This is a genomic window from Sphingopyxis sp. (genome assembly GCF_050725615.1).
In the GTDB taxonomy this organism is placed as follows: domain Bacteria; phylum Pseudomonadota; class Alphaproteobacteria; order Sphingomonadales; family Sphingomonadaceae; genus Sphingopyxis.
In genome coordinates this window covers 24,627-46,968 of sequence record NZ_JBOHHU010000025.1, presented here as the reverse complement: position 1 = coordinate 46,968, position 22,342 = coordinate 24,627, and the positions used below count along the sequence as shown (strand labels likewise).

Annotated in this window: 25 protein-coding genes and 1 tRNA gene; 11 read left to right on the top strand and 15 right to left on the bottom strand. The window is 65.0% G+C overall.

Annotation, left to right across the window (positions count from 1 at the left end):
• The 6 genes from ACREB7_RS07990 to ACREB7_RS07965 all read right to left on the bottom strand — a co-directional run.
• Positions 1–1,063: hypothetical protein (locus ACREB7_RS07990; protein WP_431591751.1), on the bottom strand; the 1,063-nt coding region annotated here is incomplete at its 3' end.
• Positions 1,064–1,238: 175 nt separating this feature from the next.
• Positions 1,239–2,666, bottom strand: a complete 1,428-nt coding sequence (gene tldD / locus ACREB7_RS07985; RefSeq protein ID WP_431591750.1) for a metalloprotease TldD — start codon at positions 2,664–2,666, stop codon at positions 1,239–1,241.
• Between the two features lie 240 nt (positions 2,667–2,906).
• The gene (locus tag ACREB7_RS07980; RefSeq protein ID WP_431591749.1) at positions 2,907–3,455 is read right to left on the bottom strand and encodes a DUF4402 domain-containing protein; all 549 of its coding nucleotides are present in this window, start codon (positions 3,453–3,455) and stop codon (positions 2,907–2,909) included.
• A gap of 131 nt (positions 3,456–3,586) precedes the next feature.
• On the bottom strand, positions 3,587–3,784 hold the full coding sequence (locus ACREB7_RS07975) for a zinc-finger domain-containing protein (RefSeq protein WP_431591748.1): 198 nt from the start codon (positions 3,782–3,784) through the stop codon (positions 3,587–3,589).
• Between the two features lie 52 nt (positions 3,785–3,836).
• Positions 3,837–4,325 (bottom strand): DUF4402 domain-containing protein, encoded by a 489-nt coding sequence (locus tag ACREB7_RS07970; protein WP_431591747.1) that lies wholly within the window; start codon positions 4,323–4,325, stop codon positions 3,837–3,839.
• A 72-nt stretch (positions 4,326–4,397) separates the two neighbouring features.
• Positions 4,398–4,961, bottom strand: a complete 564-nt coding sequence (locus ACREB7_RS07965) for a DUF4402 domain-containing protein (RefSeq protein WP_431591746.1) — start codon at positions 4,959–4,961, stop codon at positions 4,398–4,400.
• Positions 4,962–5,068: 107 nt separating this feature from the next.
• Between ACREB7_RS07965 and ACREB7_RS07960 the strand changes: the two genes are divergently transcribed.
• From ACREB7_RS07960 to ACREB7_RS07945, 4 genes are all read left to right on the top strand, one after another.
• Positions 5,069–5,992, top strand: a complete 924-nt coding sequence (locus ACREB7_RS07960; protein WP_431591745.1) for an ABC transporter ATP-binding protein — start codon at positions 5,069–5,071, stop codon at positions 5,990–5,992.
• 101 nt (positions 5,993–6,093) lie between these two features.
• A complete protein-coding gene (nadB, locus tag ACREB7_RS07955; protein WP_431591744.1) occupies positions 6,094–7,680 on the top strand; it encodes an L-aspartate oxidase in 1,587 nt (528 codons plus the stop codon).
• Between the two features lie 43 nt (positions 7,681–7,723).
• Positions 7,724–8,365 (top strand): DUF433 domain-containing protein, encoded by a 642-nt coding sequence (locus ACREB7_RS07950; RefSeq protein ID WP_431591743.1) that lies wholly within the window; start codon positions 7,724–7,726, stop codon positions 8,363–8,365.
• A gap of 31 nt (positions 8,366–8,396) precedes the next feature.
• Positions 8,397–8,774 (top strand): DUF5615 family PIN-like protein, encoded by a 378-nt coding sequence (locus ACREB7_RS07945; protein ID WP_431591742.1) that lies wholly within the window; start codon positions 8,397–8,399, stop codon positions 8,772–8,774.
• A gap of 3 nt (positions 8,775–8,777) precedes the next feature.
• On the opposite strand, the gene ACREB7_RS07940 is transcribed toward ACREB7_RS07945, so the two are convergent.
• From ACREB7_RS07940 to ACREB7_RS07920, 5 genes are all read right to left on the bottom strand, one after another.
• Complete coding sequence (locus tag ACREB7_RS07940) at positions 8,778–9,023, bottom strand: GlsB/YeaQ/YmgE family stress response membrane protein (protein ID WP_431591741.1); 246 nt, start codon at positions 9,021–9,023, stop codon at positions 8,778–8,780.
• Positions 9,020–10,225 carry a M20 metallopeptidase family protein gene (locus tag ACREB7_RS07935; protein WP_431591740.1) on the bottom strand — a complete coding sequence of 402 codons (1,206 nt, stop codon included), beginning with the start codon at positions 10,223–10,225 and terminating at the stop codon, positions 9,020–9,022. The genes ACREB7_RS07940 and ACREB7_RS07935 overlap by 4 nt, the downstream gene beginning before the upstream one ends.
• 54 nt (positions 10,226–10,279) lie before the next feature.
• Positions 10,280–11,353 (bottom strand): helix-turn-helix domain-containing protein, encoded by a 1,074-nt coding sequence (locus tag ACREB7_RS07930; RefSeq protein ID WP_431591739.1) that lies wholly within the window; start codon positions 11,351–11,353, stop codon positions 10,280–10,282.
• Entirely contained in the window at positions 11,350–11,982 is a 633-nt protein-coding gene (locus tag ACREB7_RS07925; protein WP_431591738.1) for a hypothetical protein, read from the bottom strand. The genes ACREB7_RS07930 and ACREB7_RS07925 overlap by 4 nt, the downstream gene beginning before the upstream one ends.
• 74 nt (positions 11,983–12,056) lie before the next feature.
• Positions 12,057–13,229, bottom strand: a complete 1,173-nt coding sequence (locus ACREB7_RS07920) for an acyl-CoA dehydrogenase family protein (RefSeq protein WP_431591737.1) — start codon at positions 13,227–13,229, stop codon at positions 12,057–12,059.
• A 136-nt stretch (positions 13,230–13,365) separates the two neighbouring features.
• On the opposite strand from ACREB7_RS07920, the gene ACREB7_RS07915 reads away from it, so the two are divergent.
• Entirely contained in the window at positions 13,366–14,622 is a 1,257-nt protein-coding gene (locus tag ACREB7_RS07915; protein WP_431591736.1) for a dipeptidase, read from the top strand.
• A gap of 3 nt (positions 14,623–14,625) precedes the next feature.
• On the opposite strand, the gene ACREB7_RS07910 is transcribed toward ACREB7_RS07915, so the two are convergent.
• Positions 14,626–15,039 carry a DoxX family protein gene (locus tag ACREB7_RS07910; RefSeq protein WP_431591735.1) on the bottom strand — a complete coding sequence of 138 codons (414 nt, stop codon included), beginning with the start codon at positions 15,037–15,039 and terminating at the stop codon, positions 14,626–14,628.
• Positions 15,040–15,060: 21 nt separating this feature from the next.
• On the opposite strand from ACREB7_RS07910, the gene ACREB7_RS07905 reads away from it, so the two are divergent.
• A complete protein-coding gene (locus tag ACREB7_RS07905; RefSeq protein WP_431591734.1) occupies positions 15,061–15,564 on the top strand; it encodes a TlpA family protein disulfide reductase in 504 nt (167 codons plus the stop codon).
• A gap of 101 nt (positions 15,565–15,665) precedes the next feature.
• Here ACREB7_RS07905 and ACREB7_RS07900 read toward each other — a convergent pair whose 3' ends face one another.
• On the bottom strand, positions 15,666–16,958 hold the full coding sequence (locus ACREB7_RS07900) for an FAD-dependent oxidoreductase (protein ID WP_431591733.1): 1,293 nt from the start codon (positions 16,956–16,958) through the stop codon (positions 15,666–15,668).
• A 177-nt stretch (positions 16,959–17,135) separates the two neighbouring features.
• Between ACREB7_RS07900 and ACREB7_RS07895 the strand changes: the two genes are divergently transcribed.
• The 4 genes from ACREB7_RS07895 to ACREB7_RS07880 all read left to right on the top strand — a co-directional run bounded on the left by ACREB7_RS07895 (position 17,136) and on the right by ACREB7_RS07880 (position 20,295).
• A tRNA-Gln gene (locus tag ACREB7_RS07895) sits at positions 17,136–17,209 on the top strand.
• Positions 17,210–17,456: 247 nt separating this feature from the next.
• Complete coding sequence (locus tag ACREB7_RS07890; RefSeq protein ID WP_431591732.1) at positions 17,457–18,284, top strand: oxidoreductase; 828 nt, start codon at positions 17,457–17,459, stop codon at positions 18,282–18,284.
• A gap of 16 nt (positions 18,285–18,300) precedes the next feature.
• On the top strand, positions 18,301–19,332 hold the full coding sequence (locus ACREB7_RS07885; RefSeq protein ID WP_431591731.1) for an AraC family transcriptional regulator ligand-binding domain-containing protein: 1,032 nt from the start codon (positions 18,301–18,303) through the stop codon (positions 19,330–19,332).
• 114 nt (positions 19,333–19,446) lie between these two features.
• A complete protein-coding gene (locus tag ACREB7_RS07880) occupies positions 19,447–20,295 on the top strand; it encodes an SDR family NAD(P)-dependent oxidoreductase (protein ID WP_431591730.1) in 849 nt (282 codons plus the stop codon).
• A 24-nt stretch (positions 20,296–20,319) separates the two neighbouring features.
• On the opposite strand, the gene ACREB7_RS07875 is transcribed toward ACREB7_RS07880, so the two are convergent.
• Positions 20,320–20,700, bottom strand: coding sequence for a hypothetical protein (locus ACREB7_RS07875; protein ID WP_431591729.1), 381 nt, complete (start codon positions 20,698–20,700; stop codon positions 20,320–20,322).
• Positions 20,697–21,749, bottom strand: a complete 1,053-nt coding sequence (locus tag ACREB7_RS07870) for a Leu/Phe/Val dehydrogenase (protein WP_431591728.1) — start codon at positions 21,747–21,749, stop codon at positions 20,697–20,699. Before ACREB7_RS07870 ends, ACREB7_RS07875 begins: the two co-directional genes overlap by 4 nt.
• Before the next feature lie 122 nt (positions 21,750–21,871).
• Here ACREB7_RS07870 and ACREB7_RS07865 point away from each other — a divergent pair, with 122 nt between their 5' ends.
• Positions 21,872–22,336, top strand: coding sequence for an Lrp/AsnC family transcriptional regulator (locus tag ACREB7_RS07865; protein WP_431591727.1), 465 nt, complete (start codon positions 21,872–21,874; stop codon positions 22,334–22,336).
• Positions 22,337–22,342 lie beyond the last annotated feature (6 nt).

Here is a 22,342-nt window from a genome sequence, read left to right as displayed (position 1 = left end):
TCGCGGTCCAGTCGATATTCCACACCGCATTGCCGGCGGGCTTGGGCGGGTAGGAAAAATTCGCCTCGGGACCAAAGGCGTTCAAATTGCCCATCATAAACTCGCCCGACGCCTTCTTGACCTCGGCGGGGATCTGGCACGTCGTCTGCGACGGCGGCATCACGATCTTCTTGGTGATCAGGTTCGCGACCACCGAGGGCGGCAGCCAGTCCCACAGCCCGCCACCGAATTCCTTGGTCGCGCTGCTCGTCCACCACACCATGTCGCCGCCCTTGTCGGCGCGGTCCATGCCGCCGATCGTCCAGGCAGCATAGCCGGTCGCGGGGGCGAGCGAATTCCAGCGGATCATCACCGACCCGTCGGGCTGATCGGCGGTCGAGGCCTGCAGCGCGGGCATATAGTCCTGCGCGAGGGTGAAATTGATGTCGTTGCCGACATTGCTCGCGACGCGGTGCGCGCCGAGCAGGCTGCTGTCCCTCGACGGCATCTTGGTCGACTTGCCGTTCGGCCATTCCATATAGGATTTGCTATTTGACGGCGACACTTCGCGGATGATCGGCACGGCGGTCGAGAAGAGGTTCGGTGGCACCTGTCCCGCCGCGACCTTGGCAAAATCGATGATCACCGGCTGCCCCGGTCCCGCCTTGGCGCCGCAGCCCCAATAGAGCAAAAGCCGGCCCTTCGGCCGTTCGAACTCGGTCGGATAGCTGCCGTCTTTGCGTTCGGGCGCGATCAGCGGCACCGATTTGCCGAGCTTCGCCTGCGGCAGGAAAAAATGGTCGCCCTTGGGCGGCGGCGCGGTCGGCAGCTCGTTCGAACCGAGGCGCAGGACCAGCTGGCGCGCCAGCGCATTGTCGGGGCCGCCGCCGAACATCATGCTCATCGCGCCGCCCATGCCGCCCCCACGACCATTTGGGCCGCCGCCCATCGCGGCAAAGCCCGACATCGTCGCGGCGTCCATCTCATAGCGTTCCTTGGGACCGGTGGATTTTTGCGCCGCGACCGGCGCGGTCAGCATCGCGGCGATCACCGCGACCGAAGTAAAACGGAAAGTCGTACGCATAATTCCTCCCTGCGACCGGAGGCGTACGCCCCCGGGGAAAAGTTCATGCGACCCAAATTCTGTTCTTGTTTGATGGCTCTATATGCGCAGCAGTCCGGCGCGCCAAGCAATGACGTCGATCACAGTCGGCGGTTTGTCGGCAGGCGTTCGCCGTTCGACGAATGCGGGCGCCAGATCAGGCCGTCCCGCCCACCGTCAGTCCGCTGACCAGCAAAGTCGGCTGGCCGACGCCCGCCGGCACGCTCTGGCCGCCCTTGCCGCACACGCCGATGCCCTCGTCGAGCGCCATGTCGTTGCCGATGCCGGTGACTTTCGTCAGCACGCTCGGCCCGTCGCCGATCAGCGTCGCGCCCTTGATCGGGGCGCCGAGCTTGCCATTTTCGATCTTGTACGCCTCGGTGCAGCTGAACACGAATTTGCCCGACACGATGTCGACCTGGCCGCCGCCCATGCTTTTCGCGAAAATGCCGGACTTGACGCGGCTGAGCAGTTCGGCGGGATCGTCGTTGCCGCCCTTCATGAAGGTGTTGGTCATGCGCGGCATCGGCGCATGGGCAAAGCTTTCGCGGCGGCCGTTGCCGGTCGGCGCCATGCCCATCAGCCGCGCGTTGAGCCGGTCCTGCATATAGCCCTTGAGGATGCCGTCCTCGATCAGCACCGTCTCGCCGGTCGGGGTGCCCTCATCGTCGATGCTCAGCGATCCGCGCCGTTCGGCGAGGCTGCCGTCGTCGACCACCGTCACCCCCGGCGCCGCGACGCGCTGACCGATGCGGCCCGAAAAGGCGCTGGTGCCCTTGCGGTTGAAATCGCCCTCGAGCCCATGGCCGATCGCTTCATGGAGCAGCACGCCGGGCCAGCCGGGGCCGAGCAGCACGGTCATCTCGCCCGCCGGGGCGTCGACCGCCTCGAGATTGACGAGCGCCTGCGCCAGCGCCTCGTCGATCGCGCGGTTCCATTGCGCCTCTTCGAACAGGTGATCGTACATATAGCGGCCGCCGAGGCCGAAATAGCCGCTCTCGCGCCGGCCATTTTCTTCGACGACGATGCTGACGTTGAGGCGGACGAGCGGGCGGATGTCGGTCGCGAGGAAGCCGTCGGCGCGGACGATCTCGACCACCGACCAGCTGCCCGCGAGCGCGACCGACACCTGCGCGATGCGCGGATCGCGCGCGCGCGCCGCTGCGTCGATCTGCTGGCACAGCGCGACCTTCTTGGCGAAGGGGATCAGGTCGAGCGGATTCGCCTCGCCATAAAGATGGCGGTTGGTGCGCGCGGGGGCGGCGGCGTGCGGCTGGCTGGCGGGATCAAGCAGCGCCAGCGTCTCGGCGGCGCGGCGGATCGCCGGGGCGCTGATGTCGCTGGCATGGGCGAAGCCCGTCATCTCGCCCGACACCGCGCGCAGGCCAAAACCCGCGTCGGTCGAATAGTCGGCGGTCTTCAGCCTTCCGTCGTCGAAACCGAAACTCTCGGTCGCGCGATATTGCAGATAGAGTTCGCCGTCATCGGCCTTGGCGAGCGCTTCCCTGGCGAGCTTCTGCGCGAGATCGGGGTCGAGCGCATCGGCGCGATAGAGGAAGCGGCGGGGATCGGTGGGGCTTGTCATTGGCCCGATATAGGGAGGCGCGCGCGCCGCGCAAAGCGTCTTGGCTGCTCGGGCGCGCTTATTGGGTTCACGCGAAGACGCGAAGACGTCGTGTTGGCCGCGAAGCGGCCTTCTCTTTTGGACATCGCCTCTGGCCGCACCGTTGCAAAGGAAAAGGGGCCTGTCGGCCCGAACTGTCCTCTTCGCGCCTTCGCGTCTTCGCGCGAAATTCTGCAACGTCCGACGATGACGCGTCGCTCGTCAGAGATAATTCACCGTCAGCGTGAAGGTCCCGCTGTAATCGCCGTCGGGCTGGTTCGCGGGGACGGTCAGCGTGCCGCCGATATAATAGGTCTGGACGCCGCTGGGCAGCAACGTCCCGCCGAGCAGGGCGATGCCGCCGCCGCTGGTGCTTGCGGCGCGCACCAACGTCGCGGTCATCGGCGTCGCGCCGCCGCCGGCGCGGCTCAGCGTCACCGACGTGCTGCCCGACACGGTGATCAGCAGGATGCCGCCGGTGCCCTGGAATTGCGCGCGTTGGAATCCGGCGCCGACCGACGTGGTGCCGCCGCCGGTCGTGCGGGCGCCGGTGACCGCGTCGATCGTCGCGGTGCCGCCGGTGCTGCCGCTGACGAGGGTGCCGAAATCGAGGTCCTCGGTCTTGACGAGCGTGTTGGGCCGCACGACGGTCGCGTTGGCGGTACCCGGCATGTCGGCGGCGTGCGCCGGGGCGCACAGCGCGGCGAATGCCGCAGCGATGGTCAGGGCGCGCGCGGCGGCCCGACAGTTTCTGGTCCCTGGAATCCCCACGATTCTGCTCCTGTCTGGCACAGCTTATGCCAGCGGGAAGTGAGTCGTTGATGCACGGGGGTGGTGAAGATCGCGTTTACTTTTGGGCAACGCGCTGTTTTGTCAGGCGTGATCGGCGATCCCGCCGAGGTTCAACCCTTGTCGGCGATCCCGCCCACGAGAACGAAGCGCCGGTCGCAATAGCCGCAGTCGGCAAAGCCTTCGTCGGTGTCGATCTCGAGCCAGACGCGCGGGTGGCCGAGCGCGGCGTCGACGAGGCCGTCGCCGGTGCCGTCGCAGGCGATGCGGGTTTTGGGCGTGCGGATGGTTTCGGGCGTGTCCTGGGTCATCGATCGCGCCCATAGCAAGCGCGTCGCAGCGCCGCAATCGGGTCTGCGCGGGCTATTGATAGTTGAAGGTGACCGAAAAACTGCCGCTATAGTCGCCTTCGGCCTGATTGGCGTTGACGCGCAGCCGGCCGCCGACCGCAAAGCCGACGATCCCATTGGCGTCGGTGATGCGATAATTATTGCCGTTGCCGAGTTGCGACAATCCGGTGAGCGCGCCGATCTCGAAATCGTCGACGCGCATCTGGGCGCCGGGACCGGACAGGAAAATCTGGCTCGATCCGGTCTTGATGATGACGCGGTTGGCGCTGCCCTGCCCCGCGAAACGCGCCGGGCGGGCGTCGCCCGACGCCGCGATCACCCCGCCCGAGGTGGTCACCGCGCCGGACGCGGCAACGGTGACATAGCCGATCGTCCCCGAGGGGATGATCGATCCGAAGTCGAGCTGTTCGATGTTGGTCAGCGACATGGGTTCGAGCACCAGCGCGCTCGCCTGGCCCTGCGTCTGCTGCGCGGCGGCGGGCATCGCCCAGAGTGCCGCCATGACGGCACCGGCAAACGCACTCCCCCCGAAGCGCGCCAGTGGTCCCCCGGTGCCGTCGCCCCACATCGGCGATCAGAGGTAATTAAGGGTGATGGTGAAGGTCCCGCTGTAATCGCCCGGCGCCTGGTTCGCGCCCACTTCGAGCGTCGCGCCGACCGGGAAATTATAATTGCCCAGCGTCGAGGCGATGCGGAAGCGCGTCGGGGTCGTCGACAGGATCGCGGTCGGCGTGCTGCCGATCTCGAAGGTCCGGACGCGCATCGGGGCGCCGGGGCCGGTGATGAAGATCTGGTTCGCCCCCAGCGAGATGTTGACCTGGCGATTATAGGTGCCGAGTCCCGCGAAACGCGCCGGTTCGCCGCCGCCGCCCGCCAGCGTCACGCCGCCGGTCGTCGTGCGCGATCCGTCGGGTTCGAGCGTCACCGTTCCCGCCGTCGTCGACGCGATGATGTCGCCGAAATCGAGGTCGTTGACCTTGAAGAAGGAAAGCGGCCGCAGCACGATGGCTTCGGCTTCGCCCTGGGCGCTGGCCTGCGCCCACGCCGGCGACGCGGCGGCGGGCGCCAACAACAGCGCAAAGGCGGCTAGGCCGCGCTGCGCGGGCAGCGGGCGACGGGTGTGTCTGGTCCTCACCATTTGGCGGATAGCAGCGATGTGACAAAATATGCTTACCCGCCATGGTAAAGAATTCCTTGCCAACCAATGTCTTTCGCGGGGGCGGGGGCGCGGCTATGGAAGACGCCATGAGTGAAGCCGCCATCCGCATCGACGCCGTCTCCAAAATCTATGCGGGGGGCAAGCAGGCGCTCGACAATGTCAGTTTCGACGTGCCGCGCGGGCAGATCTTCGGGCTGCTCGGGCCGAACGGCGCGGGCAAGTCGACCCTGATCAATATCCTCGCGGGGCTGGTCAACAAGACGAGCGGCAGCGCGAGCATCTGGGGCTTCGACATCGACGCCGACCCGCGCAACGCCAAATATTCGATCGGCATCGTACCGCAGGAAATCGTTTTCGACCCCTTTTTTACGCCTTTCGAGACGCTGGAGAATCAGGCGGGGCTGTACGGGGTCGCGAAGGGCAAGCGTATTTCGGACGAACTGCTCGCCGCCGTCCACCTCAGCGACAAGCGCGACGCCTATGCGCGGACGCTGTCGGGGGGCATGAAGCGCCGCCTGCTCGTGGCGAAGGCGATGGTCCATTCGCCGCCGATCATCGTGCTCGACGAACCGACCGCCGGGGTCGACATCGAACTGCGGCAGCAGCTCTGGTCCTATGTGCAATCCTTGAACGACCGCGGCGTCACCGTGGTGCTGACAACGCATTATCTCGAAGAGGCCGAGCAGCTCTGCGACCGCATCGCGATCATTAACCACGGACGGCTGATCGCGAACAAGCCGACGCGCGAACTGGTCGATATGGCGCGCGAAAAGATCGTCGTGGTGACGCTCGACGCCGACGTCACCGACCTACCGTCACACCCCGCCTTCGACAAGGTCGAGCGCGAGGGTGAGCGGGGCCTGGCGATCCACTACAACAAGGACCGCACCAACGCGGGCGAAGTGCTCGCTGCGGTGAACGCGATGGGGCATGGCATCGTCGACGTCTCGACCCGCGAAGCCGACCTCGAGGACGTCTTCCTCAACCTGACGCGCGCGGCGAATGGCTAGGCCCCCGTTTCCGTTTGTGTCGAGCGAAGCCGAGACACGTCGACGCAGCGCCAGAGGCATCTCGACTTCGCTCGATGCGAACGGGGCAAGGGTTTGACGAAATGACCGAAACCACCCCCCACGACGTCATCATCGTCGGCTCCGGCGCTGCCGGGCTCACCGCCGCGATCGCGCTCGCCGATCATTGCCGCGTGCTCGTGCTCGCCAAGGGCGAGCTCACAGGCGGGTCGACCGCCTGGGCGCAGGGCGGGATCGCCGCGGTGCTCGATGCGGGCGATACCTTCGAAAATCATATCGAGGACACGATGGTCGCGGGCGCCGGGCTCAACCGGCGCGAGACGGTCGAGTTCGTCGTAGAGAATGCGCCGCACGCGATCGAGCGGCTCGTCGAGATGGGGGTGCCGTTCAACAAGGACAGCGACGCGCTGCACCTGACGCGCGAGGGTGGCCATTCGCACCGCCGCATCGTCCATGTCGACGACGCGACCGGCTGGGCGGTGCAGGCGGCCTTGCTCAAGACCGCCGAGGCGCATCCGAATATCACTTTGCTGCCCGGACAGGCGTGCATCGACCTGATTACCGGCCGCCACGAGGAACGTTACTCAGGATCGGGCCGCGTCTGGGGCGTCTATGCGCTCGACGAAAAAAGCGGGGAGGTCCATGCGCATGTCGGCCGCGCGACGATCCTCGCGAGCGGCGGCGCGGGGCGCGTGTACCAGTTCTCGACTGCTCCCAGGGGTGCGACCGGCGACGGTATCGCGATGGCCTGGCGCGCGGGCTGCCGCGTCTCGAACATGGAGATGATGCAGTTCCACCCGACCTGCCTCTATAATCTCGAGGTCAAGAATTTCCTGATTACCGAGGCGGTACGCGGCGAGGGCGGCATCCTCAAGCACCCCGTCACCGGCCACCGCTATATGCCCGATTATGACGCGCGCGCCGAACTCGCGCCGCGCGATGTCGTCGCGCGCGCCAACGACGACCAGATCAAGCGCTCGGGGCTCGACTATGTCCATCTCGACATCAGCCATCTCGACCCCGATTTCGTCGCCGGGCATTTCCCGAACATCTATGAGAAATTGCTGACGCTCGGCATCGACATGACGAAGCAGCCGATCCCGGTGGTGCCCGCGCAGCATTATACCTGCGGCGGCATCCTCATCGACCTCGACGGCCGCACCGACCTGCCCGGTTTATACGCGGCGGGCGAATGTACCGAGAGCGGGCTGCACGGCGCCAACCGCCTCGCGTCGAACTCGCTGCTCGAATGCTTCGTCTTCGGCGAGGCGGCGGCGAAGGACATCATCGCGCGCTGGGACCAGCTCGACACCCCGCCGCCGATCCGCGCCTGGGACGAAAGCCGCGTCACCGATTCGGACGAAGAGGTGATCATCAAGCAGAACTGGACCGAAATCCGCCGCTTCATGTGGAACTATGTCGGCATCGTGCGCACCACCAAGCGTCTCGAACGCGCGCAGCATCGCATCAACATGATGACGCATGAGGTCGAGGATTATTACGGCCATTTCCGCGTCACGACCGACCTCATCGAACTGCGCAACCTGCTCCAATGCGCCGAGTTGATCGTGAAGAGCGCGCTCCACCGCAAGGAAAGCCGCGGGCTGCATTATACGCTCGACTATCCGGCGATGCTGCCGACGGCGGTCGATACGGTGTTGGTGCCCTAGCAAACTTGCGTCCCGATTCTGGCAATGATAGCCTTAGCCTGCCGTGGCAAATTTGATCTCAGCCTTTTCGGCCGAACAGGTCGAGCGCCTTACTGGCTTATCCGAATCTCAGCTTCGGGATTGGGATAATGACGGATTTTTTACTCCCGCCTTTGCAGCTGAAAACCGCCGATCTCCTTATAGTCGAATCTACTCGTTCGACGATTTGGTAAGCCTTCGGACGCTAGGAATTCTTCGAAAAAAGCACAAAATAGCCCTTCAATCGCTGAAGAAAACCGCAGCGAAATTGGAACAACATTCTGGTCGACCGTGGTCTGATCTGACTCTGTATGTCCTCAACCGTGAGGTCCATTTCAAAAACCCAAGCACCGGGCGAGTTGAAGGAGCCATTTCTGGCCAGATGGCCGTTCCGATCCCCCTCGGGTCGATTGCCGATGATCTGCGGTCAAAAATAGAAGAATCCAGATCAAGAAGTTTGGATAGCGAGGGCGACTTCGAGCAGCATCGTTATGTGGCGCATAATCGCCGTGTAGTATCAGGCACACGAATTCCGGTTGAAAGCGTAATGGCATTCTGGGAGCATGGTTTTTCTATCGAGCAAATATTGCGCGAATACCCTTCGCTGACACGAAAAGACATAGAGGCTGTGGTGGCTTCCAGTGATCGTGAGGCGGATGCAGCATAATCGGGGGGGGGGCGCTACAACGATGAGATTCATGCTGGACGAGAATGTTCCAGCGGCCGTGTCCCATTTCCTTGCGGAGCAAGGGTTCGAAGTAATTTTGTCGAGAGATGCCGTCGGCGAAGGAGCTCCGGATCCAATGGTGGCTCAGGCTGCACAAGTGAACGAAGCAATTTTGGTTTCGCTGGATCGAGATATGAGGCGAATTCAACGCCAGCTATCCGCAGCAAACGAAGCTCGCTTTCCAACCTTGGACCTGATCATGCTGGCTTGTAGCGAACCTCAAGCCGCTGCCCGCTTGCAGAAGTTCTTGCCTATCATTCAGGCGGAGTTCGAGCGAATTTCGATCGATCAGCAGATCGAGCGGTTGAGAATTGAAGTCGGTGCGAACAGATTGGTTGTTTGCCACTAAGCATCAGCCCCCGATCCCCAGCAACCGCCCCACAAAAATCAGCACGATCGCCCCCACCACCGACGCGAAGCAGCCCGCGCCGTGAAAGTCGCGCTGGCCGCGCGAGGTGACGAGCCCGGCGAGCAAAGAGCCGCCGATGCCGAGCAGGATCGTCGCGATCCAGCCCATCTCGACCGCGCCGGGGTAAAAGAATCGCGCCAGCGCGCCGATCAGCAGGCCCGTGATGATGGCGCCGATGATGTTGATCATATGCCGAACCCCTCGTTCAAAAACCGCTCCGCCAATGCCGCGTGCAGCGCCGCGCCGCGCGCCATGACCTTTTCGTCGAGCACCATGCGGTTCGAGTGCAGCCCGCAGCAGCTCCGCCAGTCGCTGCCCGCCTCGCTGGCGCCGAGCCAGAACATCGCGCCCGGCACTTTTTCGAGCACATAGGCGAAATCCTCGGCGCCCATCACCGGATGGTCCATCGTCATCCACGCGGCCTCGCCAAAGGTCGCCTCGACCACCGCCTGGCCAAAGGCGGCGGCGCGGCTGTCGCAGACGGTGACGGGGAAGCCCTCGACGATCTCGACCTCGGCGGTGCAGCCATGCGCCTCGGCGATCGCGGGGGCGAGGCGTTTCAGGTCGGCGGCGACTGCGGCGCGGCGGTGCGGCGACAGGGTGCGGATCGTGCCCTGCATCTCCGCCGTCTCGGGGATGATATTGTTCGTCGTGCCCGCGCTGATCTTGGCGATCGTGACGACGGCAGGGTCGAACACCGAGACGCGGCGCGTGACCATCGTCTGGATCGCGGTCACGATCGAACAGGCGACGGGGATCGGGTCGATCGCGTCCTGCGGCATCGACGCGTGGCCGCCCGCACCCCTGACGGTGATCGACAGCACGTCGGACGAGGCAAGCAGCGGCCCGGCGCGCCCGGCAAAGACACCGTGCGGCGCATTGGGCATGATGTGCAGCGCAAAGGCCGCGTCGGGCAGCGGATCGATCAGCCCGTCGTCGAGCATGAAACGCGCGCCATGATGCCCCTCCTCGCCGGGCTGGAACATGAACTGGACGGTGCCGGGCAGCCGATCACGGGCGGCGCAGAGCAGCTTCGCCGCGCCGACGAGCATCGCGACATGCGTGTCGTGCCCGCACGCATGCATCGCGCCGGTCGTCTCCGACGTGAAGTCGAGTCCCGTGTCCTCGACCAGCGGCAGCGCATCCATGTCGCCGCGCAACAGCACGGTGCGGCCATTGGCAGGGCCGCGCAAGGTCGCGACGAGTCCTGTCGTCGACGGCCCCTCGCGAAATTCGAGCGGCAGGCCGGCGAGCGCATCCTTGATCTTGGCGAGCGTCTTCGGGTTCTGAAGCCCCAGCTCGGGCTCGCGGTGGATCGCGCGGCGCAGGTCGACGAGATCGTCGAGGAGGGTTTCAGCCTCGGCGGGCCAGCTGTGTGATTGAGTGTCCATGCTGAGCATATTGTCCTGCTCGAATGGCGCTGTCGAGTTGACTTTCTCCAGCCTCTAACTCGTTACAAGCGACATTGGTGGCCAGTCGCTAGGAGCTTGCAATGGTCCTGCAAGTCCGAAAATTAGAGTCTCAATCTCTTCAAGCGGCACGCCAAGTTCGCGAGAAATATCGTTCTTAGTCAGCTTCTTACTCCAAAGTGCAGAAAGCACCTTCGCTAGAACTGCTGAAGTCTCTCGTTCAATTCCGTTTGGTTCGCCCCCTCGGTAACCCAGCTTCCCAAGCTCAATACAAAACGACCTATAGCTCCAGTCACTTAGCAGTTTCAAAGAGTGGAGCCGGTACGACAGCGCCATCGCGGAAACCTTCCAGCGCGATTTTGTTCTAATAATCTGTTGGGGAGAAATAACGTAAGAAATCTCATTTTTGATATCGGCTTCGGGCATCAAGAAAGCAGAGGCGAAGCGATCTGCTTGAAACTCAGCTCCCTTGTCGTTTTTTGCTCCAGCATGGTTGTGAAGAACCAAATGCCCAAGTTCGTGCGCGCAGTCGAAGATTGAACGCTCCGCCGTCTTTTCTTGGTTCAGGAAGACGTAAGGCCTATCCCCACTCCAGAATGAATAGGCATCAACATTTCGCGTGTTTTCAGACAGCGATAGGACCCTAACCCCTTTCGACTCCAAAAGCTTTATAACATTGCCAATTGGCCGATCGCCAAGCCCCCAATGTTGACGGAGAAGCCGTGCGGCGGTGTCGGGCCTAGTTCGTTCCTTGTTTAGGTCGATCAAATCTGGTTCTGGCAGGTGAAATCGATCATCGATCCATTGATACAAGGCAACTCCGATTGAGCCTGCTGCAAGTGACGCGTCGCGTTCAGCCGCACTCATCTTCTTGAGGCTCCGAAAGCTGACGGTATCTGGGTCCAACACCTCGGGCGTATCCATGAAAAAAAACTCGATAGGATACGCCAAAGCCAAGGCCAATTTTGAGACCGTCTCCGTATCTACCTGATGCCCATTTTCTGCCTTGGAAATGGTGACAGAAGTTAAGCCTGCCAAATCGGCAAGCGCTTTGCCCGAAAGCTTTCTACGCTGGCGCGCGACCTTCAGTCTTTCTGAATTGAAAATCATGCAGAATCTTTGAATCGAACCGAGATATCAAAATCGTCAATCGGACCCGTGTCCGGATCGATTTCTTCGAGCCAGTCGTCGCCCGGGGCAGAGATAAAGATCCTCTCGACGAAGTGTTTAAACGAGCCATTCGCGATGATCGGCTGCGACAATTCCACGCTGCCGTCTTCGCCCACCATGACGTAAAAACTAGGTACACCGTCGCTACGCACGCCAGTGAGCGGGCCCGCTTCAATACCAGCGCGCTCGAAAAGATTCGGGCCACATAGATTTTCCGAGGCGCTGCCTTTGGCCGAGCGAGGCGTCGGCGGAAAATGAACGTCGCAGGCGCGGTCTACGTTCTGATAGCCGATACGAAGGCCGAGTTCGCGATTTATAACCGCTTCGATGCCGCATGTCCGATCAACCTTCCAGCTGTCGTCCAAAAGCTGCTCACGAAGCTCGTTAACGCCGTAAATATATGCCAAGGTCCCCGGCGCATTGGTTGGCATCAGCGGGCTCGCGTCATCGGCCCAAGTCTTGGCGACGGAGGCCACCGCCGTAAGCTGTTCCCTAATCAGCCCTAAATCGGCGAGCCGACGATCCACCTCATTCGCGTCTTCGACCACAATCGTTCTGGCAGGGATCATCGATTCGCTCCGTTTAATAATCCATACCTCAATAGAGGGGTAAAAAATTAAACGCAAGAGCTATTGCGGTGCGGTCACCGCCCCCCGAACAACTGCCGTCCCGCGAGGTCGAGCATGATTTCCTCACTCCCCCCGCCGATCGCGTTGACGCGGACCTCGCGGTAGATGCGTTCGACCTTGCTGCCGGTGATGTAACTCGCGCCGCCCAGCACCTGCGCCGCCTCGCGCGCGACGGCCTCCAGCATCCGCGTCGCTTGCACCTTCAGCATCGCGAAATCGGCGGGGCGGTCCTTGCCGCTCTTCACCTGCCAGGCGGCGAGGTCGACCCATGCCTGCGTCGCCTCGATCTGGCGCTCCATGTCGGCGAGCTTGATGCGGATCGACTGATGGCCGACAAGCGGCTTGCCGAACGTCTCGCGTTGCTGCGCCCACTCCGCCGCCTCGGCGAGCGCGACGCGCGCATAGGCGCAGCAGCCCATCGCCATGCCCAACCGCTCCGAATTGAAATTGCGCATGATGCCGATGAAGCCGCCATTCTCCGGCCCGATCAGGTTGGTCGCCGGGACGCGGACGTCGCTGAAATGGATCGCGGCGGTGTCGCTGCAGCGCCAGCCCATCTTGTCGAGCCGCGTGCGCTCGACCCCCGGCGAATCCATCGCGATCAGCAGCAGCGAGATGCCCGCCGCGCCCGGCCCGCCGGTGCGCACCGCGCAGGTCAGCCAGTCGGCGCGCATGCCCGACGTGATGAACATCTTGCCGCCATTGACGACATAATCGTCGCCGTCCCTGACCGCCGTCGTCTTGAGGTTGGCGACGTCGCTGCCGCCGCTCGCCTCGGTGATGCCGAGCGCGATGATCTTCTCGCCCGCGAGCACCGGCGGCGCGACGCGCTGTTTCAATTCGTCCGACCCGAGCGCGAGGATCGGCGGCAGGCCGATGCCATGCGTCATCAGCGATGCGCCGAGCCCGCCCGCGCCGACCGCGGCGAGTTCCTCGGTGAGGACGAGGCTGTGGAAATTGTCGAAGCCCTCGCTGTGCCCGCCATATTGCTCGGGATAACGCAATCCGAGGATGCCGGCGTCGGCCGCTTTCTTGTGCAGTTCGCGCGGCAGCTCGCCCTCGGCCTCCCAGCGGTCGATATGCGGTGCGATCTCGCGCGTCACGAACCGCCGCACGCTCTGCGCCAGCGCCTCATGGGTTTCGTCATAATAGGGCGAACGCGCGCGCCAGTCGTCGAAAGCTGTCATGGCGCGATGCTGCGCGGGGTTTACGTAAACGTCAAGTGGCGTTTCCCCGACCGTGAAACTGCATAACATATGCCTTTCCGTTATACGCTCCGCCTCGCTCTTGCACCGCGCCGCCAACCCTCTAGGGTCGCGCGCCATGAACAAGTCGCACCTGCTCGCCGGCCTCGCCGCCTTCGCCCTTCTTTCCACCCCCGCCCTGGCCCAGAAGACGCCCGAGGCGATCGCCGAGGCGGCGCTCAAGAAGGCGCCGGTGTTCGACGGGCACAACGACGTGCCCTGGGAATTGCGCGGGAGCGTCGGCAATGTCATCAACGACTTCGACTTCAACGACACCACCAGACCCAAGCCCGACGGCAGTGTGATGCACACCGACATCCAGCGGCTGCGCAAGGGCCATGTCGGGGCGCAATTCTGGTCGGTCTATGTGCCGTCGAACACCAACGAGCAGCAGGCGGTGCAGCAGACGATCGAGCAGATCGACGTCGCGAAGCGGCTGATCGCGCGCTATCCGAACGACCTCGGCTTCGCGTCGACGGCGGCCGAGCTCGAAAGCCAGATGAAGGCGGGCAAGGTCGCGGGCATGCTCGGGGCGGAGGGCGGCCAGTCGATCGGTTCGTCGCTCGCGGTGCTGCGCCAGCTTTATGGCATGGGCGTGCGCTATATGACGCTGACCCATGGCAAGACCACGCCCTGGGCCGACAGCGCGACCGACGCGCCGCAGCATGACGGGCTCACCGATTTCGGCAAGCAGGTCGTTCGCGAAATGAACCGCATCGGTATGATCGTCGACCTCAGCCATGTCAGCGAAGCGACGATGAAGGACGCGCTCGAAGTGGCGAAGGCGCCGGTGATGTTCAGCCATTCGGGCGTGCGCGCGGTCAACGACCACCCCCGCAACGTCCCCGATTCGGTGCTGCCGGCGGTGAAGGCGAACGGCGGCGTGGTGATGGTCGTGCTTTATGCGGCCTTCCTCGATCCCAAGCTGCGCGACCATGGGTTGTCGCGCACCGCTGAAAAGGCGCGGATCGATGCGCGCTATGTCGGCGATCCCGATGCCGCCGCCGCCGCGCTCAAGGCCTGGGACGCGGCGAACCCGCCGCCGCAGACGCCGATCGGCCTCGCCGCCGACCATATCGACCATCTGAAAAAGACGATCGGCGTCGACCATATCGGGATCGGCGGCGACTATGACGGCATGGACGCGACCCCGGTCGGGCTGGAGGATGTCACCGGCTATCCCCGCCTGTTCGCCGAACTCGCGCGGCGCGGTTACACGCAGGCCGAGCTCGAGAAGATTTCGAGCGGCAACATGCTGCGCGTGCTGAAGGCGGTCGAGGCCTATGCCGCGAGCCAGAAGGGCCAGCCGCCGATCGAGACCCCGGTCGCGAAATAGGGCTCAGCGGCGGCGGAACGGCCAGTCGGTCACGCCGCCCACCCACAATGCCCACCAGATGATCACCGGCTGCAGCGCAAGGCGCGGGCCGTGGTACCACCAGCTTAGCGTCTCGCCGCCGATCGCGATGTTGGCGAAGGCGTGGTGGAAATTGGCGGGCCAGACGCACAGCGCATAGATCGCGAGGCCCCAGCCGGCGGCCTTGCGCGTCTGCGGGAGCATCAGCCCGATCGCGCCGGCGAGTTCGGCGACGCCGGTCGCGGCGACGACCAGATCGGGCCTCGGCACCCAGGGCGGGGTGATCGCGAGGAAGGGGGCGGGGGTCGCGAGGTGGCGATAGCCGGCATAGGCATAAGCGAGCGCGAGCAACCAGCGCAGCATCGTGCGGGCGCGACTTTGCGGCTTGCCTAAGCTCATGTTTTTTCGTCTAGTCGGTGCATGAAAATCCTGTTGCCCGCCCGTCTGTTGTTCGCGCCGATCGCCGCCGCGCTGCTGCTCGGCGCCGCGCCGGGCAAGACACCCACGCCGGGCTATCCGGCGCCCGCCTTCACCCTCACCACCTTCGAAAAGCGCAAGGTCACGCTTGCCGAGATGAAGGGCAAGGTCGTCGTGATCAACTATTGGGCGACCTGGTGCGCGCCGTGCAAGGCCGAAATGCCGATGATGCACGACTATTTCAACGCCAATCAGGCGCGCGGGCTGGAGATGTTCGGGGTGACGACGCAGGACAGCCTGCCCCAATATCAGCTCAAGAAGCTGTCCGCCGTGCTGTCCTACCCGCTCTCGAACAAGATGAGCCGGGGCTATGGCGCGATCGATAATGCGGTGCCCTCGACCTATATCATCGACCGCAAGGGCATCGTCCGCCATGCGAAGAAGGGCGCTTTTACCGCGCGCGAATTCAAGGCGGCGATCGATCCGCTGCTGGCGGAGGGGGGCTGATTAACCCAACGCCGTTTGTATCGAGCGAAGTCGAGATACGCTTTGGAGCGCATGGGGTAACGTGTCTCGACTTCGCTCGACACGAACGGAGAGGGAAGTGATTACCGCCCGATCGCCGCCAGCATCGCCTCGACGCTGGTGAATTTCTCGCGCGGGTTGCCGTCGAGCGCGGCGGCGATTTCCGCCGCCTCGATCTTGCGCCAGTCGCGAAAGGTCACCGGTACGACGTTGCGGCTCGCGAGCAAGGCGTCGAGCCCCGGGCGTCCCGCCTTGCCTGCGCCGCGCCCGATATCCTCGAGCACCATCTCGCCCACCCGCGCGCCGTCGGGCTTGTTGGTGCCGATCGTTCCCGACGGCCCGCGCCGCGCCCAGCCGACGGCATAAAGGCCGGGCAGGATGCGCCCCTCGGTGTTGGCGAAGCGGCCGCGGCCATGTTCATAGGGGACGCCGGGGATCGGCGGGGTCTGATACCCGATGCAACTGACGACCAGCCCGGCTTCGATCGCATAGGTCTCGCCGGTGCCATGGCTGCGCAGGTCGGCATCGAGCCGCGTCCGCTCGACGATGACGCGCTGGACCCTGCCGTCCCCCTCGATCGCGATGGGCATGGCAAAGAAGTCGAAGTCGATCGTCACCGGCTTGGCGACGGGGTTGGCGGAAAATCCGCGCAGATGCGTCACCGACTTGCGCATGCCGGGCTCGAGCAACGCATCGTCGCCCTCGGGCGGCAGGTCGGCGGGGTCGACGCGCGGGCTCGCGCGTTCGAGATGGCCGAGTTCGCCGAGCTCCTTGGGCGTCATCGCGATCTGGTGCGGCCCGCGCCGGCCGAGGATATGGATATGGCGCACCGCGCTGCCCGCCAGCGTCTCGCGCGCGTGCGCGACGATGTCGCTGCCGGCGAACTCGGCCGGGGTCTTGGCGAGAATGCGGGCGACGTCCAGCGCGACATTGCCGTTGCCGATCACCGCGACTCCGGCGGCGTCGAGGCGCGGGGCGAGCCCGGCGAAATCGGGATGGCCATTATACCAGCCGACGAAGGCGGCGCTGCCGATCACCCCGGGCAGGTCGGCGCCGGGGATATCGAGCGGCCGGTCGTTCGGTGCCCCGGTCGCGAGCACGACCGCGTCGTAGAGCCCGACCAGTTCGTCGATCGTCACGTCGGTGCCGACCGAGACATGGCCGACGAAGCGGACATTGTCGGCGAGCGCGACGCCTTCGTAGCGGCGCGACACCGCCTTGATCGACTGGTGGTCGGGCGCGACCCCGGTGCGGATCAGGCCATAGGGGACGGGCAGGCGGTCGATGACGTCGACGGCTATGTCCTCGGCTTTCTGCAAGGTTTCGGCGGTGTAATAGCCGGCCGGACCCGAACCGACGATCGCGACATGACGCATTCAGCCCACTCCTTCGGGGTGTCCGCGTGGGACGGCGGCCCCCTTGTCTTGTTAGACGCGATGCTAGCGGCGATTTGCGTCAGGGCAAGGGGCAAGGGGCAGGGTGGGGGGCAGCGGTCGCATCGTCGCAGCGGCCTTGACAGCGCGGGCGGGGAATCATAATGCGCGCCCCTCTGATGCCCCGTCGTCTAATGGTAAGACTGCGGTTTCTGATACCGCCTATTGAGGTTCGAATCCTCACGGGGCATCCACTCCTTCCGGTATTCGGCAGCCCGCGCACCAAGCCCGGGCTCGCGGCCGTCCGCCGCCTGGCCTGAGTGGCACGGGTCGCCCTGCCTTCCGGCCTTCGCTCGAAAAATAGTCTGCGGTTCTCTCCCGAGCGCGGCGACCTTCGTCCTCGCTCCGGGCCAATTGGCGCTTTCGGCGAGCGCGATGGCGCGTTCTGCCAGTCAATTCCCGGGCGCGCCGGTCTAGGCCGCTGGCACAGGAGATTGGCAGATGAGCAATATGGGTAAGGTGGCGCTGGTGACCGGAGCATCCTCCGGAATCGGGTTGGCGGTGGCGGAACGGCTGCTGGACGATGGTTTCAGGCTCTATGTCGCCGCGCGCTCGGTGGACAAGATGGCGGGGCTCGTGGCGCGCGGCGCGGTCGCGATCGCCATGGACATCACGAAGGAAGCCGACGTCAGCGCGGCGGTCGAGCGGATCGCGGCGGACGTCGGCGGCGTCGACCTGCTGGTGAACAATGCCGGTTTCGGCCTGTACGGCCCGGTGGAGGAAATCTCCATCGACGAGGCGCGCTACCAGTTCGAGGTCAATGTTTTTGGGCTGGCGCGTCTGACTCAGTTGCTGATCCCGGCGATGCGCGCGCGCGGATCGGGAACGATCGTCAACGTCACCTCGATGGGCGGCAAGATCTATTCGCACCTTGGCGCCTGGTATCATGGCACCAAACACGCGCTGGAAGGGTGGTCCGACTGCCTGCGACTCGAACTGGCGCCGTTCGGGATCGACGTCGTGATCGTCGAGCCGGGGGTCATCGAAACCGGATTCGGAACGGTGGCGGCGCGGCAGATCGCCGAGCGGTCCGGCAACGGACCCTATGCCGGGCAGGCGGCGGCGGTGGCCGCGGCGATCGACGGCACCTATGGTCACGGCACGGGGTCGGACCCGAAGGTGATTGCGCATATCGTGTCCAGGGCGGCCCGTGCACGCCGACCGCGAACGCGCTATGTCGCGGGCAAATACGGGAAGATGCTGATCGGCATGCGCCGCTGGATGAGCGATCGCATGTTCGACCGACTGATTATGAGCCAGACGAAATAGGCCGAAGGGACGCGGGATGAGCCAGGCGCCAGCAGATCGTTACAAGATTCCCAAGGCGCTGTGGACCGCCGTCGAGCGGATCGGGCTGTCCCCCGCCGCCGTCCTGCGCCAGGCGCGGCTGCCGGCGACACTCGGGACCAGCGAACAGGCCCCGATCACCACCGCGCAATATTTTACGCTGTGGCGGGCGATCGACGCGCTCAAGGGCGACAGCGCGCTCGGGATTCGGCTGGTCGAGGCCACCGACACCGCGATCCACCCGCCGGCGATGCTCGCCGCCTTCCATGCCTCCGACTATCGCGACGCCTTGCACCGCATCGCGCGTTTCAAACGGCTGTGTACCCCCGAACAGCTCCATGTCGCCGAAAGTCCGGAGGGGTGCACCGTGACCTTCGACTGGATCTATTCGAGCGAAACCGGGCCGCCGATCACGACCGACATCACCTTTGCGTCGCTGCTCGAACTGGGGCGCCGGGGGACGGGCCGGCGGATCGAACCGCTGCGGCTCGACCTGGCGCGGCCATCGGACGGCTGCCGCTATCGCCAGCAATATTTCGGACCGATCCGCTATGGCGCGCCGCGTGATGCGATGATCCTGCGTCGCGAAGATCTGGACCGGCCATTTCCGGGGCATAATCCCGAGCTTCTCGCGATGCTCACCCCGGCGCTCACCTCGGCGCTCGAAGAGCTGGACGCCCGCAATTCGGTGGAAACCCAGGTCAAGATCGTGGTGAAGCGCCGTCTCGCCAGCGGGCGCCCCGACCTAGCCGAGATCGCGCGCGAGCTGGGCCTGAGCGAGCGTACCTTGCAACGGCGCATCACCGCGTCGGGAACGACCTTTCGCCAGTTGACGATCGACGCGCGGCAGGAACAGGGGCGCGAACTCCTGCGCAACCCGTCGGCGGACATCGACGAGATCGCCTATCTCCTGGGCTATCAGGACAGCAGTTCCTTCTACCGCGCGTTCCGGTTCTGGGAAGGCGTCACCCCGGCGCGCTGGCGCGAACGCGAGCGCGGGCTGGCGGGTGCGGAGGGCGCGCTGCACTAAGGAGCCCGATCTTGGCGCCCAATGCCAGTCGAACGGCGCCTTGTGCCAGTGTGGCTCGCTCCGCCCCCGCTATGCCTCGTCCATCGGCGACCGTCGCCGGATGGAGAGATGAAGATGGCACAGAAGATCTGGTTTATCACGGGCGCGTCGCGCGGATTCGGCAGGCTTTGGGCGGAGGCGGCGCTGGCGTGCGGCGACAAGGTCGCGGTCACCGCGCGGTCGATCGCCGATGTCGAGGATTTTGCCGAACGCTTCGGCGATCGGGCCTTGCCGATCGCGCTCGATGTCACCAACCGCACCCAGGTCGGCCTCGCGGTCGCGCGCGCCCATACGCATTTTGGCCGGCTCGACATCCTGCTCAACAATGCGGGCTATGCGCTGGTCGGCGCGATCGAGGAGGGCGAGGAGGCCGATGTCCGCGCCGAATTCGACACCAATTATTTCGGTACGCTCGCGGTGATCCAGGCGGCGCTGCCGCTGCTGCGCGAGCAGGGCAGCGGTCATATCCTGGGCGTTTCCAGCGTCGCCGGGGTCATTGCCCATGGCATGATCGGTTTCTATCACGCGTCGAAATGGGCGTTCGAGGCCTTGCACGAGGCGCTGGCCGACGAGGTGAAGGCGTTCGGGATCAAGGTGACGATCCTCGAACCCGGCGCCTATGCGACGAGCTTCTCCAGCCCGACCTCGCTTCGCATGGCCAAGGGACTTGACGCCTATGCGCCGCACCGCGCCCAACTCTTCGCCGCCGGCGCGCAAATGCCGATGGGCGACCCCCATGCCACCGCCGATGCCATCCTGAAAATCGTCGATGCGGCGGACCCGCCGCTGCGTTTCTTCGTCGGGACCGAAGGCCTGCCGCTGGTGAGAGCGGCGTTCGCGGCGCGCCTCGCGACATGGGAAGCGTGGGAGGAGCTTTCGACGGCGGCGCAGGGGGTGTCGATCACGCGCGAGGTCGAGGTCTGAGCTTCGGCGAAGCGTCGTACCCGCTCACGCGCTCCAGGCATGATCGGGACGGTCTCGACGGCTTTCGACCTGGCGGTCGCCGACGAGGGCGCTCGCCAGCTCGTGCCTGCGGGCCGGGGGCGCCATGTCCGGACCGGGGGCCACCCCGGCCGATGGCGTCCCCGCGAGCGCCGCGTCGGCGTCGCGCCGCGATGCGGCGATGACCATCACCCCTTCGTTCAGCCGCGCGACCAATATGTCGGCGTGCGGCGCGTCGAGTTCGGTGACGAGCGCGACATGCAGGCTGTCGTCGGCGCGCCGGACGGTCATTGCCTCGGGGATCAGCGAGCGCTGCGCGAACAGGCCGACGACCCGCAGCAGGGCCTGCGGGTCGTCCTGCACCACCAGATCGAAACGCTGTCTCAAGCCGCGACCCGCTCGACGTCGGCGATGATGCGCTCGGCCATCTGGTCGGCGACCAGCGCGGGCGAGAGCCGGCGCCGCGCTGCCTCTTCGAGCAGCGCCGCGACGCGGGGGCCGATCTGTCCGACGCGGGCGACGACATGGGCGCGATTCTCGCCCAGATATTCGGCGGTCACGCTGACGATGCCGCCGGCATTGGCGACATAGTCGGGAACATAGGCGATGCCGCGCCGGACCAGCAGGTCGGCGACGTCGGGCGTGGCGAGCTGGTTGTTGGCGCCGCCGCAGATCAGCTTGGCCTTCATCGCCGCGACGCTTTCGGGGGTCAGCGCGCCGCCGAGCGCGCAGGGCGCGAAGATGTCGGCCTCGACCCCGGCGATTGCATCGACGTCGACGACGCGCGCGCCGAGGATCTTTTCCAGCCGGTCGCGGCGCTCGGGTTGGACGTCGGCGATCACCAGCTCGGCGCCCGCATCGGCCAGGCGGCGGCACAGTTCGCCGCCGACATTGCCGGTGCCCTGCACCGCGACGGTCAGCCCTTTCAGGCTCGATCCGAAGGCGTGGGCCGCGCCCGCCTCCATCGCGTCGAACACCCCTTGCGCGGTCCATGGCGACGGGTCGCCGCCGGCACGCCGCGCATCGACGGTGAGGCCCGCGACGTGGCGAGTCTCTTCGGCGACATGATGCATGTCGGCGACGCTGGTGCCGACATCCTCGGCGGTCACATAAGCGCCGCCGAGGTCGGCGACGGCGCGGCCGAAGGCGCGGAACAGCGCCTCGCGGTCGAAATCGCCGGCCGGGCGGCGCAGCACCGCCTTGGCGCCGCCGAAGGGCAGGCCCGCCATCGCATTTTTATAGCTCATGCCTTCGGCCAGCCGGAAGGCGTCGGCGCCGGCGGCGGCGATGTCGGGATAATGCCAGAAACGGCACCCGCCCGCGCCCGGGCCGAGGCGGGTCGAATGGATGACGATGACGCCATCAAGGCCTGATGCCGCATCCTCCAGCCGGACGACCTCGACGGCGGGGTTCAGGCGGGACACTTTTACGACCATGGGAAACTCCTCCTTGAGCGCCGCTTATCGCCCGGCGCGCGGAGAGAAACTTGCCTCAACTGACTAGGCGGAGCGCCGGATATGGGTTAAATCATCTCCATATTGCCTAAATGTGAGTTGATATGACTGACCTTGATCCGTTCGAGAAGAAAATCCTCCACGAATTGCAGCAGGACGCGAGTCTCACCACTGCCGAGCTGGCCGAGCGGGTGGGGCTGTCGGCGACGCCGTGCTGGCGGCGGATCAACCGGCTCGAGCAGGACGGCTATATCCGCGCCCGCGTCGCGCTCGTCGACCGGCGCAAGGTCGGGCTCAACGCGCATATCTTCGCGCAGGTGAAGCTGAACGCGCACGGCCGCGCCAATCTCGACGAATTTGGCGCTGCGATCCGCGATTTCCCCGAAGTGCTCGACTGCTTCGTGCTGATGGGCAGCACCGATTTCATGCTGCGCATCGTAGCGAAGGACATCGACGCCTATGAAAAATTCTTCTTCGACCGGCTGAGCAAACTGCCCGGCGTGCAGGAAATCAACTCGACGGTGGCCTTGTCGGAGATCAAGTCGACCAGCGCCCTGCCGATCGCCTGACGGGCG

What these genes read in the sequence shown, in the direction of transcription:
- ACREB7_RS07880 (WP_431591730.1), top strand. Translation starts at nt 19,447, where the DNA reads ATGGCACAGAAGATCTGGTTTATCACGGGCGCGTCGCGCGGATTCGGC.
- ACREB7_RS07915 (WP_431591736.1), top strand. Translation starts at nt 13,366, where the DNA reads ATGAACAAGTCGCACCTGCTCGCCGGCCTCGCCGCCTTCGCCCTTCTT.
- ACREB7_RS07920 (WP_431591737.1), bottom strand. Translation starts at nt 13,229, where the DNA reads ATGACAGCTTTCGACGACTGGCGCGCGCGTTCGCCCTATTATGACGAA.
- ACREB7_RS07905 (WP_431591734.1), top strand. Translation starts at nt 15,061, where the DNA reads ATGAAAATCCTGTTGCCCGCCCGTCTGTTGTTCGCGCCGATCGCCGCC.
- ACREB7_RS07945 (WP_431591742.1), top strand. Translation starts at nt 8,397, where the DNA reads ATGCTGGACGAGAATGTTCCAGCGGCCGTGTCCCATTTCCTTGCGGAG.
- ACREB7_RS07975 (WP_431591748.1), bottom strand. Translation starts at nt 3,784, where the DNA reads ATGACCCAGGACACGCCCGAAACCATCCGCACGCCCAAAACCCGCATC.
- ACREB7_RS07965 (WP_431591746.1), bottom strand. Translation starts at nt 4,961, where the DNA reads ATGGTGAGGACCAGACACACCCGTCGCCCGCTGCCCGCGCAGCGCGGC.
- nadB (WP_431591744.1), top strand. Translation starts at nt 6,094, where the DNA reads ATGACCGAAACCACCCCCCACGACGTCATCATCGTCGGCTCCGGCGCT.
- ACREB7_RS07910 (WP_431591735.1), bottom strand. Translation starts at nt 15,039, where the DNA reads ATGAGCTTAGGCAAGCCGCAAAGTCGCGCCCGCACGATGCTGCGCTGG.
- ACREB7_RS07930 (WP_431591739.1), bottom strand. Translation starts at nt 11,353, where the DNA reads ATGATTTTCAATTCAGAAAGACTGAAGGTCGCGCGCCAGCGTAGAAAG.
- ACREB7_RS07865 (WP_431591727.1), top strand. Translation starts at nt 21,872, where the DNA reads ATGACTGACCTTGATCCGTTCGAGAAGAAAATCCTCCACGAATTGCAG.
- ACREB7_RS07940 (WP_431591741.1), bottom strand. Translation starts at nt 9,023, where the DNA reads ATGATCAACATCATCGGCGCCATCATCACGGGCCTGCTGATCGGCGCG.
- ACREB7_RS07885 (WP_431591731.1), top strand. Translation starts at nt 18,301, where the DNA reads ATGAGCCAGGCGCCAGCAGATCGTTACAAGATTCCCAAGGCGCTGTGG.
- ACREB7_RS07970 (WP_431591747.1), bottom strand. Translation starts at nt 4,325, where the DNA reads ATGGCGGCACTCTGGGCGATGCCCGCCGCCGCGCAGCAGACGCAGGGC.
- ACREB7_RS07890 (WP_431591732.1), top strand. Translation starts at nt 17,457, where the DNA reads ATGAGCAATATGGGTAAGGTGGCGCTGGTGACCGGAGCATCCTCCGGA.
- ACREB7_RS07900 (WP_431591733.1), bottom strand. Translation starts at nt 16,958, where the DNA reads ATGCGTCATGTCGCGATCGTCGGTTCGGGTCCGGCCGGCTATTACACC.
- ACREB7_RS07870 (WP_431591728.1), bottom strand. Translation starts at nt 21,749, where the DNA reads ATGGTCGTAAAAGTGTCCCGCCTGAACCCCGCCGTCGAGGTCGTCCGG.
- ACREB7_RS07925 (WP_431591738.1), bottom strand. Translation starts at nt 11,982, where the DNA reads ATGATCCCTGCCAGAACGATTGTGGTCGAAGACGCGAATGAGGTGGAT.
- ACREB7_RS07935 (WP_431591740.1), bottom strand. Translation starts at nt 10,225, where the DNA reads ATGGACACTCAATCACACAGCTGGCCCGCCGAGGCTGAAACCCTCCTC.
- ACREB7_RS07960 (WP_431591745.1), top strand. Translation starts at nt 5,069, where the DNA reads ATGAGTGAAGCCGCCATCCGCATCGACGCCGTCTCCAAAATCTATGCG.
- tldD (WP_431591750.1), bottom strand. Translation starts at nt 2,666, where the DNA reads ATGACAAGCCCCACCGATCCCCGCCGCTTCCTCTATCGCGCCGATGCG.